12 protein-coding genes are annotated in these 13,449 nt (G+C 46.0%); 7 read left to right on the top strand and 5 right to left on the bottom strand.

Features of this window, described 5'->3' with window-relative positions; translation table 11 throughout:
* Positions 1 to 80 precede the first annotated feature (80 nt).
* Entirely contained in the window at positions 81 to 1,565 is a 1,485-nt protein-coding gene (locus QUA45_RS18125; RefSeq protein WP_333221759.1) for a NarK family nitrate/nitrite MFS transporter, read from the bottom strand.
* A gap of 300 nt (positions 1,566 to 1,865) precedes the next feature.
* On the opposite strand from QUA45_RS18125, the gene QUA45_RS18130 reads away from it, so the two are divergent.
* The gene (locus tag QUA45_RS18130) at positions 1,866 to 2,303 is read left to right on the top strand and encodes a hypothetical protein (RefSeq protein ID WP_333099541.1); all 438 of its coding nucleotides are present in this window, start codon (positions 1,866 to 1,868) and stop codon (positions 2,301 to 2,303) included.
* Between the two features lie 174 nt (positions 2,304 to 2,477).
* On the opposite strand, the gene recA is transcribed toward QUA45_RS18130, so the two are convergent.
* The gene (recA, locus tag QUA45_RS18135; RefSeq protein ID WP_333099543.1) at positions 2,478 to 3,617 is read right to left on the bottom strand and encodes a recombinase RecA; all 1,140 of its coding nucleotides are present in this window, start codon (positions 3,615 to 3,617) and stop codon (positions 2,478 to 2,480) included.
* A gap of 317 nt (positions 3,618 to 3,934) precedes the next feature.
* Between recA and QUA45_RS18140 the strand changes: the two genes are divergently transcribed.
* Together QUA45_RS18140 and QUA45_RS18145 are read left to right on the top strand one after the other, a co-directional pair.
* Complete coding sequence (locus QUA45_RS18140; RefSeq protein WP_333221760.1) at positions 3,935 to 5,551, top strand: glycosyltransferase family 39 protein; 1,617 nt, start codon at positions 3,935 to 3,937, stop codon at positions 5,549 to 5,551.
* Between the two features lie 364 nt (positions 5,552 to 5,915).
* A complete protein-coding gene (locus QUA45_RS18145; RefSeq protein WP_333099547.1) occupies positions 5,916 to 7,439 on the top strand; it encodes a peptide ligase PGM1-related protein in 1,524 nt (507 codons plus the stop codon).
* Between the two features lie 107 nt (positions 7,440 to 7,546).
* Here QUA45_RS18145 and lepB read toward each other — a convergent pair whose 3' ends face one another.
* Positions 7,547 to 8,155 carry a signal peptidase I gene (gene lepB, locus QUA45_RS18150; RefSeq protein WP_015174642.1) on the bottom strand — a complete coding sequence of 203 codons (609 nt, stop codon included), beginning with the start codon at positions 8,153 to 8,155 and terminating at the stop codon, positions 7,547 to 7,549.
* An 89-nt stretch (positions 8,156 to 8,244) separates the two neighbouring features.
* Between lepB and QUA45_RS18155 the strand changes: the two genes are divergently transcribed.
* The 3 genes from QUA45_RS18155 to QUA45_RS18165 all read left to right on the top strand — a co-directional run bounded on the left by QUA45_RS18155 (position 8,245) and on the right by QUA45_RS18165 (position 10,306).
* Complete coding sequence (locus tag QUA45_RS18155) at positions 8,245 to 9,567, top strand: dihydroorotase (RefSeq protein ID WP_333099549.1); 1,323 nt, start codon at positions 8,245 to 8,247, stop codon at positions 9,565 to 9,567.
* 61 nt (positions 9,568 to 9,628) lie between these two features.
* Positions 9,629 to 9,970, top strand: coding sequence for a DUF433 domain-containing protein (locus tag QUA45_RS18160; protein WP_333221761.1), 342 nt, complete (start codon positions 9,629 to 9,631; stop codon positions 9,968 to 9,970).
* 3 nt (positions 9,971 to 9,973) lie between these two features.
* A complete protein-coding gene (locus QUA45_RS18165; protein WP_333221764.1) occupies positions 9,974 to 10,306 on the top strand; it encodes a DUF5615 family PIN-like protein in 333 nt (110 codons plus the stop codon).
* Between the two features lie 16 nt (positions 10,307 to 10,322).
* On the opposite strand, the gene tsaE is transcribed toward QUA45_RS18165, so the two are convergent.
* Positions 10,323 to 10,772 carry a tRNA (adenosine(37)-N6)-threonylcarbamoyltransferase complex ATPase subunit type 1 TsaE gene (tsaE, locus tag QUA45_RS18170; RefSeq protein WP_333221762.1) on the bottom strand — a complete coding sequence of 150 codons (450 nt, stop codon included), beginning with the start codon at positions 10,770 to 10,772 and terminating at the stop codon, positions 10,323 to 10,325.
* 134 nt (positions 10,773 to 10,906) lie between these two features.
* Positions 10,907 to 12,307: a gluconeogenesis factor YvcK family protein gene (locus QUA45_RS18175; protein WP_333099091.1), complete on the bottom strand. Its 1,401-nt coding sequence runs from the start codon at positions 12,305 to 12,307 to the stop codon at positions 10,907 to 10,909.
* A gap of 164 nt (positions 12,308 to 12,471) precedes the next feature.
* Between QUA45_RS18175 and QUA45_RS18180 the strand changes: the two genes are divergently transcribed.
* Positions 12,472 to 13,254 (top strand): ATP-binding cassette domain-containing protein, encoded by a 783-nt coding sequence (locus QUA45_RS18180; protein WP_333221763.1) that lies wholly within the window; start codon positions 12,472 to 12,474, stop codon positions 13,252 to 13,254.
* The last annotated feature ends 195 nt before the right edge of the window (positions 13,255 to 13,449 follow it).

Below are 13,449 nucleotides of genomic sequence, written 5' to 3' on the forward strand. Positions count from 1 at the left end.
ACTTCTTAATTAAATAAAGAAGTCAAGCTTCTGGGTGTTCTGTTTTTTTAACTTGTTCTACTTAAAACGTGATTTGCCATTTAGTGGCCCAGCAGCATAGCTTCTTCTGCCAAATCTTGGCTTTCAATAACCTTTGGTTCCTTTAGGATAAAAACACAAAGGAAGCACACAATTACAGCAGCAGTTCCGAGTAGCTCAAAGAAGCTGCGGTTGCCTGCCACTGTTTGGGGCAGAAAGCTATAAATAGTCGCATAAATTACAGAGCCGACACTGCCGTAAGCACCGATATTTCCGGCAATTTGACCAGTTACTTCTCGTTTAATTAAGGACGCGATGCCAAAAGTTGCACCTGCTGCGGCGAAGACAAAGAAGGCACATAACATGGTCATGATAATTACAATTGCTAAATGCCAGTTGGCGCTAATTTGGCTCATAATTAAATACCCCAATCCCACTCCGCCCGTCATGACTGTCAGCGTCCACTTGCGGCTGCCGATTTTATCAGAAATTAAGCCTCCCGCTGGACGGCTGACCAAGTTCATCAGCGGATAGGTAGCAGCTATAGGCCCGGCGATCGCATGATTTAGATTGAAGGTGTGTTCAAAAAATTCTGGTAACATGGAAACCACAGCGAGCTCTGAACCAAAGCTGACTGCATAAGCTAGTTCTAATACGAATACTTGACTGATTTGATAGCGTTCTTGAGGTGGGTAATGTTTTTGACCGGTGACAACTTCTCGGTTAACTTCCCAGGCTTTGTAAGCCTGAATTAAATAGAGTGCTGTCAAACTAATCCAAATAGCGTACATCACATTTGGAGTCAGAAAATTTGCTTTCTGCAAGCGCCACACAATCAAAGCTAAGGCACCAAATAGAGGAATATTAGTCATCGACAGTGCCCAAAAGCTTTTGGCGCTGGTGACTTCCATTGCGCCGTTGCGGGCCGGGCGCTGATAGACTTTGCCGGGAGGAGTGTCTTGAACGTTGCAGTAAAAAATGACTCCGAAAACTGCTGTGGCAATTCCAGTAAGGGCGATCGCCAGCCGCCAATTTGTGTGTCCGACTGAGAGAAAAGCTGTTCCTGCCGCGATCGCGGGTAACGCTGCTTCTGCTGCAAAAGAGCCAAAGTTGCCCCAGCCGCCGTAGATACCTTGAGCGAAGCCGATATCTTTTGGGGGAAACCATTCGGCAACTAAGCGAATGCCAACTACGAATCCAGCGCCGACAATTCCCATTGCCAAACGGCTCAAAACTAATTGATTGAAGTTCTGGGCAAAGGCGAATGCCAAAGTCGGAAATGCTGCATACACCAGGAGTGATGAGAAGGTGATGCGAGGTCCGAAGCGATCGAGCAACATCCCGATAATAATACGTGCAGGAATTGCGAAAGCTAGGTTACACAGACTGATGATTCTGGCTTGCCCAACTGTCAATCCCAAATCGTGCTGCACCGTTGTGCTGAAGGGTGCGTAGTTGAACCACACTACAAATGTTAAGAAAAAAGCAAACCAACTCAGGTTCAGAATCCGAAAAGGCCCTCTGAACGATAATAGCCCTTGAAGCATATATAACTTGTCCTAATAAATAATACAGATTATTAATTTCGAGTTGACTTTCTAACTGTTTGGGGTAACGGTTTATTTACGATCGCGCTTTAATGTTGCGTTCCAATTCAAGTGGATGTCCAGAGGAAAAATTGTATATAAAGTTACTGTTTGTGAGCAAAACCCCTATTGGCGCATGGAATTTATGCAGATATTGCATTTAAACACAATTTTAGTAATAAATACTTATTGTATTAAAATAAAAAAAACAGTATATTTGAATACAGAAATTAAATTTATTTTAATAACAGGTAAGTAAAAATGCTTGTACGCTTAACCGAAACAGAAACCCAGCAAGGATCTCGCCACTCAATCAGTGCTATGAACAACGGATTAAAGGTTAAATCAAGACTTTTTAGTTTCCTGACAGTATGTGTAGCAGTGGCTGGATGCTTGGGAACTGCTTCTGGGGCGATCGCCCAGGAAGCTCAACCGCAAGTAAAAGCACAGGCGATCGAGCAATCCAATCAGCAGCCAGTCAACAGCACGACAAGTCAACCTAATGCTGTGCCTCAAATCGATGCAGCAGCGCAAGAAGAAATTGCTCAGATGTTGCTGGGATTTATCTATTTTGTGTTGCCAGTGGGTGTAGGCTTAACTATTTTTCTGCACGACAAATATGCTCAGAAGCGCTCTGCTGCTCTCAACCAACAGATAGAAGTTTTAGAGATTTCCTTTCACCAAACTCCTCAACATTAAACAACGTGGTGAAATACTCTTATTTTAGAACCCCGGCTTCATCGAAGAAGTCGGGGTTATTTGTATTCTCTCAAATGCTTTACCCCTACATCTTAAAAAAACAGAATAAACAGCGCCCCGACTTCTTTAAAAAGTCGGGGTTCTAACAGCTATCGGATTTATTGACTAAAAGATTTAGATTTCTTCCAAATCATCTACATCTTCTACATTGTCTAGATCTTCTACATTGTCTAGATCTTCTGCATCCTCATCCTCATTGTCAACAGGGGCAACAGAATTAGCAGAAACCACAGCACCAGTCTCAAGTTTCTTTTTAACTAGCTGCTCAATTTCATTTTTGAAGTCGGCATTTTTCTCCATGTGTTGGATCACTTTGTCTCGTCCTTGAGCTATGTTCTCGCCGTTATAGCTATACCAAGAACCTTTTTTGATAATTACTCCCATTTCGTCGGCCAAGTCAGTCAGACAGCCTAAAGTAGAAATGCCTTTGCCAAATACAATGTCAAATTCGGCAATGCGGAAAGGCGGAGCAACTTTATTTTTAGCAACTTTAACTTTCGTGCGGTTGCCGTACTCTTCTGTGCCTTTTTTCAAGGTTTGAATCCGGCGGATGTCGAGCCGCACGCTGGCGTAGAATTTAAGGGCGTTACCGCCGGTTGTGGTTTCGGGGTTGCCGTAAGTTACGCCGATTTTCTGCCGCAATTGGTTGAGGAAGATGACGGTACAGCCGGATTTGCCGATATTGCCGGTGATTTTCCGCAAAGCTTGGCTCATCAAGCGCGCTTGCAAACCCATGTGAGAGTCGCCCATGTCGCCTTCGATTTCGGCGCGGGGGACGAGGGCGGCTACGGAGTCAATTACTACGATATCGACGGCGACGGAACGCACGAGTTGATCGACAATTTCTAGGCCCATTTCGCCGGTATCCGGCTGGGAAACTAATAGATTTTCAATATCGACGCCTAAAGCTGAGGCGTAGGTGGGATCGAGGGCGTGTTCGGCATCGACGAAGGCTGCGATACCGCCGGATTTTTGGACTTCGGCGATCGCGTGGAGGGCTAGAGTGGTTTTACCGGAACTTTCCGGGCCGTAAATTTCAATGACTCGGCCTTTTGGCAAACCGCCGCCCAAAGCAATGTCCAGTGTCAGGGCTCCGGTGGGAATGGTTTCTACCCTCATGCGAGTGGAGTCTCCCAATCGGACGATCGCTCCTTTGCCAAAGCTGCGCTCGATTTGGGAGAGTACGGAAGTTAAGGCTTTTTGCTTTTCTGAGTTTTCAGTGGAAGTTTTTATAGACGTTTCTTTTTTTGCCATTTGCGGTATGCGGGTAGACCCCTTGCGGAGCTTGTTGATTAACTGTACAACACGTATGTTAGCAGTTATTTTTGGGGTCTGGAGGTTCTGGAAGGATCTGGTTGAAGATTCTTGATTTTCGAGGTGGTTGAGCCTGAGCCAGCTTTCACAAGGCACTGATGTAGAGGTATTCGGCATCCGGCAGAGGGTAGAATGATCGTCTGTTGGGGTCTGTACGGGGTATCGATCGCTCTGGGAGTGCGGTTTACGATGGTCTACAGTTCCAAATTCCGTGAAGCGTAGCTATCCCGGAGGGAATCGCCACAATTAGGACAAGCATGGGATCTACAACACATCAAGACACATCTGTTAATACCAAAAATTCCCGCTGGCTGATGAACTTATTGGCGATCGGCATTTTACTTGGTATCGGATTTCGGTTTTTTGAGATCGATCGCAAACTGTACTGGCACGACGAAGCTTACACATCAATCCGCGCCGCTGGTTTCACACGCCAAGAAATCGACGACGAACTATTCCAAAACCGGATTGTTCCTGCACCAGAATTGCAAAAATATCAGAGGATTAAACCCGGAAGTACAGAAGCAGACACAATTCGTTCTTTAGCACTAGAAGACCCGCAGCATCCGCCTTTATACTTTCTCATGGCTCGTTGGTGGATGCAGCAATTTGGCAGTTCTCTAACAGCATCTCGCAGTTTGCCAGCACTATTGAGTTTGCTGTCGTTGCCTTTGATGTACGCTTTAGCTCAGGAACTTTTCGCCTCGAATTTGGCTGCGTTATTAGCAACAGCACTTTTGGCTTTATCTCCCTTTGACATATTGTTTGCTCAGACAGCAAGGCAGTACAGTTTGCTGACAGCGACAGTTATTGGCAGCAGTTGGCTGCTGCTGAGAGCAGTGCGGTTGCGGGGTTGGCAAGATTGGGTATTTTACTCGCTGGCGATCGCCTTTGGTTTCTACACTCACCCTTTCTTCAGTTTAACACTCATGGGACACGGAGTTTTTATAATTTCTTACTGGTTGTTTGTCAAAAGAACAAAATTGCCAGGTCACGTAACTAATTCCCAATTTTTCTTAGCAGTAACAGCAGCTTTAATATTGTATATCCCCTGGATTTACGTGCTGGCGACAAACCTGGAACGTGCCTCCTCTACGACAGATTGGACGCGAGTATCTCCGGGTTGGCTGTATCTTGTTAAATTGTGGACACTCAGCTTTACAGCCTTATTTTTTGACTTCGACTTCGGGTTTGATAATATCTTGACTTATCTGCTGAGATTGCCATTTTTGCTGTTAATTGCGGCAGCCCTTTACAAAATCTGTCGCCAGGCTAGCAGTTCAACTTGGCTGTTTATTTTAACATCAATTTTTATACCTTTTTTGATACTGGCATTACCGGATCTAATCATAGGTGGCAAACGTTCCGCCGTCAGCCGCTATCTGATTTCCTGCTTTCCCGGAGTGCAGCTAGCAGTTGCTTACTTGCTCGCCAGTTACCTGAAAACTCAGCAGCGGTTTTGGCAAGTCATTTTAGCCTTGGTATTTACAGCAAGTGTAGCCTCTTGTACGGTCAGCGCTTTTTCTGATACTTGGTGGAGCAAAGACTTGAGCTATTTTAATGCTGAAGTTGCGAAAATTATTAACAAAGAGGCGATAGCTAATCGGTCGATTAAAGATACAATTGTAATTAGCGATCGCGGCAACGATTTTACGAACATGGGAGATTTGCTTTCTCTGAGTTATTTGCTTGACAAAGACGTGAGGCTGATGCTGCTGAGCCAGTCGCCAGATATGGAGATGCTGAACAAATATTCAGCTCCCTTTGTGTTCCGCCCTTCGGAAAAATTGCGATCGGCACTCAAGCAAAATCAACGCCGCTTAGAGCCAATTTTGCAGTATGCCAGACTTTTTCGAGCGCGGCGAGCTTCTTAGAACAGATTGACAGAAATCGAATATCGTCCCCGGTAGGGTGCGTCAGTCGATTTTAGATTTTAGATTTTAGATTTTAGATTTATTCCACAGATGAATCTGGGAGATTAAACTTTGGTCTAAAATTTTTAGATATTCACGACAGGAGTAGATGGTCCGGTATAGGTTTTTGGGCGGGGTCAGAAAAAACTGTTTGAGTTGCCTCAAATATTTCGACTGACGCACCTTAAATCACTATTTGGGCATTTTTGTCAATATTCCCGGTAAGGTGCGTTAGAAAAAAAACTGTGTGAGTTATCTCAACTATTGGGGCTGACACACCCGACATCATCAGCAATAATTATTTGAATACTTAGGATAAAACGCAATGCAAGAGTTAAATAATTCACCTTCCGAATCGGCGCAGAAGTTTCGCAATCTTCAGACAGAATTACGCGAACGTTGGCGAGCGATAGAAGAATTCGACAGCGGAGATTGTGACATTATTATCATTCCTTCTGTCAGCTTAGATCAGCAAGAAATGCGAAAAATTGAGGGTGCTTACCACTACGAAGAGCGACATTTATTTTCATTGATTCGCCTGCGAAATCCCCGCACGCGCTTAATTTACATTACCTCGGAGCCCTTGCACCCGATGATTGTGGATTATTACCTGCAATTGCTGCCGGGAATTCCATTTTCTCACGCGCGCGATCGGCTTTTGCTGTTCAGTGCTTACGATGCTTCTGCCAAATCCCTCACCCAGAAAATTTTAGAGCGCCCCCGCTTGATGGAGCGCATTCGTCAAGCAGTACGGCCGACAAAATCTTATATGGTTTGTTATAACTCGACGCCCTTAGAACGCGAGTTATCTGTGAAATTGGGGATTCCTTTGTGGGCCAGCGATCCCGATCTGTTATATTGGGGAACAAAAAGCGGCAGCAGGCAAATTTTCCAAGAATGTGGCGTGCCTTATCCTGACGGTTCCGAGTTGGTTTGGAATGCGGAAGATTTAGCAGAAGCTGCCGCTCAATTGTGGGAACGGCAGCCGGATTTGCAGCGGATGGTAATTAAGTTAAATGAAGGTTTTTCGGGAGAAGGAAATGCACTTCTAGATTTGCGTTCCCTGACAAGTAAAGCGCCTCAAGAAAGAGCGAAGGCAATTGGGAATTGCTTCCATAATTTGCGCTTTCAATCCACAGGCGAAACCTGGGAAAATTTTAGCAGCCGCATTCCAGAATTAGGGGCAATTGCCGAAGCATTTATCGAAGGAGAACAAAAGTTCTCGCCCAGTGTTCAAGGCAGAATTATTCCCAGTGGCGAAGTAGAAATCCTCTCCACTCACGACCAGATTTTAGGAGGCCCAGACGGCCAAATTTTCTTGGGTTGCCGATTTCCGGCGGACGAATCTTACCGACTGGCGTTGCAAGAATTGGGATGGAAAGTCGGGCAAAACTTAGCTAAAAAAGGGGCTTTAGAGAGATTTGGAGTGGATTTTCTCGCTGTAAAGCAATCCGATGGGAAATGGGATCTTCAAGCAATAGAAATTAACTTACGAAAAGGAGGAACAACTCATCCTTTTATGGCTTTGAAGCTGTTAACAAACGGTCGGTACGATCGTACTACCGGATTATTTTACAGCCAGCAGGGCCGTCCGAAATATTATGTCGCTTCAGACAATTTGAAAAAAGAGCGCTATCGGGGATTATTACCCAACGATTTGATGGATATTATTGCTGACAATCAACTGCACTTTGACAGCGGTACAGAGACGGGCAGTGTGTTTCATTTAATGGGTTGTTTGTCGGAGTTTGGCAAATTGGGATTGACGAGTATCGGCAATTCGCAGCAAGAGGCAGAGGAGATGTATAACAAAGTGGTGAAAGTTCTCGATCGCGAAACATCGTACTAAATCTGCTGGAATGGCAGCACGATCGGAAGTTAAGCAAGTTTTAAATTTTGACCTTCATTAATCTGTAGTAGTAAGGTGCGCCTAGCGCACCCTACTGAGGGTTGTAGCTAATTTTTAGCGGGATAAAGGGGCGTGGGGTCGATCGAACCTGTACGGTTGAGTGGCCAAAAACGCACAATTGCCCTACCGATGATATTTTGCTTGGGTACAAAGCCCCAATAATGACTGTCACAGCTTGCGTTGCGGTTGTCGCCGAGCACCAAGTAAGAATTTGGAGCTACAACTACAGGCCCGTAGGGATACTGCGGAATTTCTTCAATATATTTTTCCTGTAGCGGCTGCTTGTTAATAAAAACTTTTCCCTCTCTGACTTCCACAGTGTCCCCTGGAAGTCCGATCACTCGCTTGATATAGGCATCTTTGATCGGTGGCGGCTGTCCCGTGCACAAACTAGCCGGGTCGGGAGGCATAAATACGATAATATCTCCTCGGTGGGGGTCTTGGAATCGATAGCTGACCTTATCTATAATTAATCGATCGTTAATTTGTAAGGTTGGGAGCATCGAGCCGGTGGGAATGTAGCGTGCTTCGGCAACCAGGGTGCGGATACCAAAGGCTAAAAATGCTGCTAAGCCGATCGTCTTAATTCCTTCGATCCAAGGATTTTCGGTGTCTTGCGGAGGTTTTTCGTCGGCTGACTTGTCTAGACGAGTCATAGGGTATTGTAGTGACTGAGCTGGATACGAATTATAAACTTAATAATGCTTCCATGCTAGCACGCTGTTTACTCAATTAATGGTATCTTATGACTCCCAAATCAAGTTTGTTAATCCGTCGCGCTCGCATTCTTTTGCCCAATGGTGAGTTTTTGGTAGGAGATGTGCAAATCTGCGATCGCAAAATTGTCAAGGTTGCTGCAGAAATTGTCGAATCTGGCGATCGAGAAATAGATGCCAAAGGCTTAACTCTGTTACCCGGAGTAATCGATCCCCAGGTACACTTCCGGGAACCTGGTTTAGAACACAAGGAAGACTTATTTACCGCTAGCTGCGCTTGCGCTAAAGGCGGCGTAACATCGTTTCTGGAAATGCCGAATACCCGACCTCTGACCACAACCCAAGCTGCCTTAGATGATAAACTAAGTCGCGCTGCCGAGAAGTGTTTGGTGAATTACGGCTTTTTTATTGGTGCAACGCCTGAGAATTTGCCGGATTTGTTGACTGCAAATCCGACTCCGGGAATTAAGGTGTTTATGGGTTCGATGCACGGGCAGCTTTTGGTGGATGGAGAAGCAACTTTAGAGGCGATTTTTGCTGCAGGCGATCGACTAATTGCCGTGCACGCAGAAGACCAAGCTAGAATCAACCAGAGGCGTCAGGAATTTGCCGGGATTTCCGATGTTGCCGTGCACTCGCAAATTCAAGACAACCAAGCAGCTTTATTGGCAACTCAGCTAGCATTAAAACTTTCTAATAAATATCAGCGGCGTCTGCACATTCTGCACCTTTCAACGGGGGATGAAGCTGAGTTGTTGCGCCAGGAAAAACCGACTTGGGTGACAGCAGAAGTTACGCCACAGCATTTGTTGTTAAATACCAGCGCCTATCAAAAAATTGGCAGTTTAGCTCAGATGAATCCGCCTTTGCGCGAACCCCGCGATAACGAAATACTTTGGCAAGCTTTACTCGACGGCGTAATTGATTTTATCGCCACCGACCACGCGCCGCATACATTAGCAGAAAAAGCTCAAGATTATCCGAATACGCCGTCTGGAATGCCGGGAGTCGAAACTTCTTTGCCTTTGATGCTGACGCAAGCAGTAGAGGGAAGATGTACAGTGGCACAAGTTGCTAATTGGATGTCGGCGGCAGTTGCTAAGGCTTATAAGATTCCCAACAAAGGGGCGATTTCTCCTGGTTTTGATGCCGATTTGGTATTAGTAGATTTGGAGAAGTATCGACCTGTGGTGCGAGAAGAAATGGTGACCAAGTGCGGCTGGAGTCCTTTTGAAGGTTGGAGTTTGACTGGGTGGCCAGTTGTGACTGTTGTTGGAGGAAAAGTTGTTTTTGAGAAGGGTAAATTGGATACAAATGTGAGGGGAGAAGCCTTGACATTTGACGCTGAGTAAGCTTGAATTTAACTCAAGTGTTAGAATTGGGTATTCCTGCATCGCAAAGGCAATATTACCCATGCTCCTCGAAGAACTAAAAACACAACTCCTGGCCTTAACTCCGAGTGAGAAAGCTGAAGCCATCCGGCTTTTAACCGAAAGTTTAAACAATAGCTGGCCAGGAATTACCAAAACTCCCGACGTGTGTGGCGGCGATGCTTGCATTGCCAAAACTCGACTTCCAGTTTGGCTGTTCGTGAGTTGGCGCTGTCAAGGTTCAAGTGATGCTGAACTTCTACAATTTTATCCCCAGTTGAATGCTGCAAACTTAGTAAATGTCTGGACTTATGCTGAGGCTAACTCCGAAGAAATTGAAACAGCACTCCGAGAAGAAGCAGCAGCAATGATGCAGGAAGTATAATTTATAGCACGTCTCTATGCAGATGAACAGTTCCCGTTTCCTGTTGGGGCTTTGCTGCGAAATTTCGGTCACGATGCCCTGACTATTCAAGAGGCAGGAAATGCCGGAGATGATGACCCCGAAGTATTAGCCTTTGCTGTGAATAACGATCGGGCGGTTATGACGCAAAATCGTCGGCATTTCATTCGTTTGCACGCTCAACAACCCGACCATGCTGGTATTATCGTCTGTACAGACGATAAAAATCTAGAAAGGTTGGCAAGACGCATCAATGATGCTATTGCTGGTGAAGAAAGTTTGAGAGGCAAATTGATTCGTGTCAACCGTCCGCAGTAAGTTCGATCGCCCTTTCTCACTTTTCCCATTGCCAATCCAATAACTCGCCATTACCAATTACTTCAGCTTGCCGCCCGTTATCTAAATAACTTAAAGAAATTTGCAAATAATTTTCGGGTTTGTACTGCAATCTTTCCGCCCATTCGATCGCCACAATTCCCAAATCCATTTCTAACCCGTCCCAATAACTTTCTAAGTGCAAAGCCTCCGCTTCTTCGGGTTCCAGTCGATACAAATCTAGATGATACAGCGGAACTCGCCCTGTAAAATACTCGTTAATTAGCGTAAAAGTAGGACTTTCGATCGAGTCTGAGATTCCTAAACCTTCAGCGATGCCTTGAACCAAGGTAGTTTTGCCCGCACCTAAATCTCCTTGTAATAAGATTACAGTGTCGGCGGGGAGCGATCGACCTAACGCAACACCAAACTTGCGCGTAGCCTCAGAATCGGGAAGCAAAGTTTTCATTTCAATAATTAGTCATGAATCATTTATTATTGGTTATTTGTTATTTGTTACTCGCTGGTGGCTGCCAATAGCCAATAACTAATAACTAATAACATTAGTAAACAGTAAACAGTAAACATTCAGCAGTCAGCAGCTTAAATGTTCTGGGCGCGGCCGTACCAACGCAGCAACATCCCCGCCAACCTTTGAGAATTGTGGCGAATTAAACCCGTATTTTCATCTTCATCCATGACATTGGCGATGACAACTCGCCGCCCCAATTGCGTTACGGCTTCTCGATCGAGCACAACCGGATAAGAATTCTCCTGAGAATAGCGTATCAAAGCCTTTGCAGAAGGGACTTTTCCTTGAACGACTACAGCATCGAACAGCGGCCTGCCGCAAGCGCGGTCGATCGCCCGAATGTGGTCTGCAACACTGTATCCGTCAGTTTCCCCCGGCTGAGTCATAATATTGCAAACATAAATGCGCGGAACTTCGCTGTTGGCGATCGCATCAGCAATTTCCGGCACCAACAAATTCGGAATGACACTCGTATAAAGACTCCCCGGCCCAATAATAATAAAATCCGCTTCCCGAAGACCTTCCACAGCCCTAGGTAATGCGGGAGGATGAGCAGGAGTACAGCCTATTTTGAGGATTTTTCCGTTAGCTTTTGTAATGCTGGACTCCCCTTCAATCCTCCGGCCGTCAGCCAGTTCAGCCCACAAAGACACGTCGCTCAGAGTAGCAGGCAGCACCTCTCCCCTAACGGCTAAAACTTTAGAACTCGCGGCGATCGCCTGTTCCAAATCTCCAGCAATATCGCTCATCGCCGTCAAAAACAAATTCCCAAAACTGTGACCCATCAAACCGTCACCGGCCTGAAAGCGATATTGAAATAACTCAGTCAATAACTTTTCCTCATCTGCCAAAGCCGCCAAACAATTGCGAATGTCTCCCGGTGGCAATACCCCTATTTCCCGCCGCAGCCGCCCCGAAGACCCCCCATCATCCGCCACCGTGACAATAGCAGTGATTTTGGCACTGTAATCCTTCAATCCCCTGAGCAAATTAGAAAGACCGGTACCGCCCCCAATTGCCACAATTTTCGGGCCGCGGTGCAAGCGGCGGTGGTTGAGGAGTCGATCGACCAATTCCTCATTCCCTTCGGGCATCAGCACTTGAGTAATAGAGTTCAAACTGCGAGTTTGCCCCCACAGAATTAACAAAATCCCGGCAGCAATGATGATCGGCCCCGACACGTAATTGGGAATAACTTCCGCAATCCACGCCAAAAAATTTCTCAACAATTGCAATAAGAAGAAAATGGGAGTCATCCCAGTCCAAATCGCTAAACCCAAAGTGGCAAGTACCACGCCGCTGGCACTGATCAGCAGCCACCGTTTCACTAAAAGTCCGGGGGCTAACCACTTAAACCACTGGTGAACTCGCCCGTTCCGCAAAGAAGGGGCGTAAGGATTTCTGGATTGGGCAAAAACCTGCTTGGCTTTAGCCAAGACGCGGAGGGCTTTAGGAAATGAACTAATTGACATGGTTAATTAGTCTTAAAGGTATGGGAACAGCTCGAGCAGACAAATTTACAATACAAGAGAGTTTTGATTCTGGCAGTCAATTTAAGTCATTAGTTGTTAGTCATTAATGATTAGTCATTAGCTAGACTGAGGACTGAGGACTGACAACTTATTGATAACATCTTATGGCTGAGCCGCTAATCGAACTCAAAGGAGTAAGTAAGTCCTTCGGCCAGAACCCGATCCTCGATCGAGTCGATCTGAGGATTTATCGGGGAGAAGCCCTGGCAATTATTGGCCCTTCCGGGACGGGGAAATCTACGATTCTGCGGATAATTGCGGGTTTGTTGGCCCCGGATGCCGGTGAGGTTTTTGTTCAGGGACAGCGCAGGGTCGGATGGGTGGACGACGTGGCAGATCCGATCGGAATTGGGATGGTTTTTCAGCAAGCGGCTTTGTTTGATTCGCTGACGGTGGAGGAGAATGTCGGTTTTTTACTTTACCAGCATTCTAAGCTGCCGCGCCGCCGCATTCGGGAATTGGTGCAGGAAAAGTTGGAGATGGTGGGTTTGCCGCGAATTGGCGAACGCTATCCGGCGCAGTTGTCTGGGGGAATGAGGAAGCGGGTAAGTTTTGCCCGCGCTATCATGGCGAATCCTGATAATGACAGGGATAATCCAGAGGTTTTGCTGTACGACGAACCGACGGCGGGTTTAGATCCGATCGCTTCGACGGTAATTGAAGATTTAATCCGCGACTTGCAGGCGGCCCAAGGTGTTTGCAGCACTTATGCGATCGTCACTCACCAAGACAGTACCATCCGCCGCACTGCCGATCGCATCGTGTTTCTTTATCAAGGCAAAGTGCAGTGGGAGGGAACTGTCAGCGATATTGCATCGACAGATAATTTACTGATCGGACAATTTTTTAGCGGCAGTGTTACTGGGCCAATTCAAGCGCTTGGATAGTCAGCCAATTTTAGATTTTAGATTTTAGATTTTAGATTGAAATGACCGATGATGAATGACTAATAACCAATGACCAATGACCAATGACTAAGGAGGTAATATGCGATCGCGAACTGTAAGAGAAGGTTCTGTCGGGTTCTTAATTTTAGTAGGAATCGGTTTATTTGGCGGCTTAGTGCTCTGGCTGCGGGGCGT

This window comes from Microcoleus sp. Pol12A5 (genome assembly GCF_036701435.1).
GTDB lineage: Bacteria > Cyanobacteriota > Cyanobacteriia > Cyanobacteriales > Microcoleaceae > Microcoleus.

Excerpts from the sequence above, each read along its gene's own strand:
- recA (WP_333099543.1), bottom strand. The coding sequence starts at position 3,617 with ATGGCAAAAAAAGAAACGTCTATAAAAACTTCCACTGAAAACTCAGAA.
- QUA45_RS18140 (WP_333221760.1), top strand. The coding sequence starts at position 3,935 with ATGGGATCTACAACACATCAAGACACATCTGTTAATACCAAAAATTCC.
- QUA45_RS18175 (WP_333099091.1), bottom strand. The coding sequence starts at position 12,307 with ATGTCAATTAGTTCATTTCCTAAAGCCCTCCGCGTCTTGGCTAAAGCC.
- QUA45_RS18160 (WP_333221761.1), top strand. The coding sequence starts at position 9,629 with ATGCTCCTCGAAGAACTAAAAACACAACTCCTGGCCTTAACTCCGAGT.
- QUA45_RS18180 (WP_333221763.1), top strand. The coding sequence starts at position 12,472 with ATGGCTGAGCCGCTAATCGAACTCAAAGGAGTAAGTAAGTCCTTCGGC.
- lepB (WP_015174642.1), bottom strand. The coding sequence starts at position 8,155 with ATGACTCGTCTAGACAAGTCAGCCGACGAAAAACCTCCGCAAGACACC.
- QUA45_RS18155 (WP_333099549.1), top strand. The coding sequence starts at position 8,245 with ATGACTCCCAAATCAAGTTTGTTAATCCGTCGCGCTCGCATTCTTTTG.
- QUA45_RS18130 (WP_333099541.1), top strand. The coding sequence starts at position 1,866 with ATGCTTGTACGCTTAACCGAAACAGAAACCCAGCAAGGATCTCGCCAC.
- QUA45_RS18125 (WP_333221759.1), bottom strand. The coding sequence starts at position 1,565 with ATGCTTCAAGGGCTATTATCGTTCAGAGGGCCTTTTCGGATTCTGAAC.
- QUA45_RS18145 (WP_333099547.1), top strand. The coding sequence starts at position 5,916 with ATGCAAGAGTTAAATAATTCACCTTCCGAATCGGCGCAGAAGTTTCGC.
- tsaE (WP_333221762.1), bottom strand. The coding sequence starts at position 10,772 with ATGAAAACTTTGCTTCCCGATTCTGAGGCTACGCGCAAGTTTGGTGTT.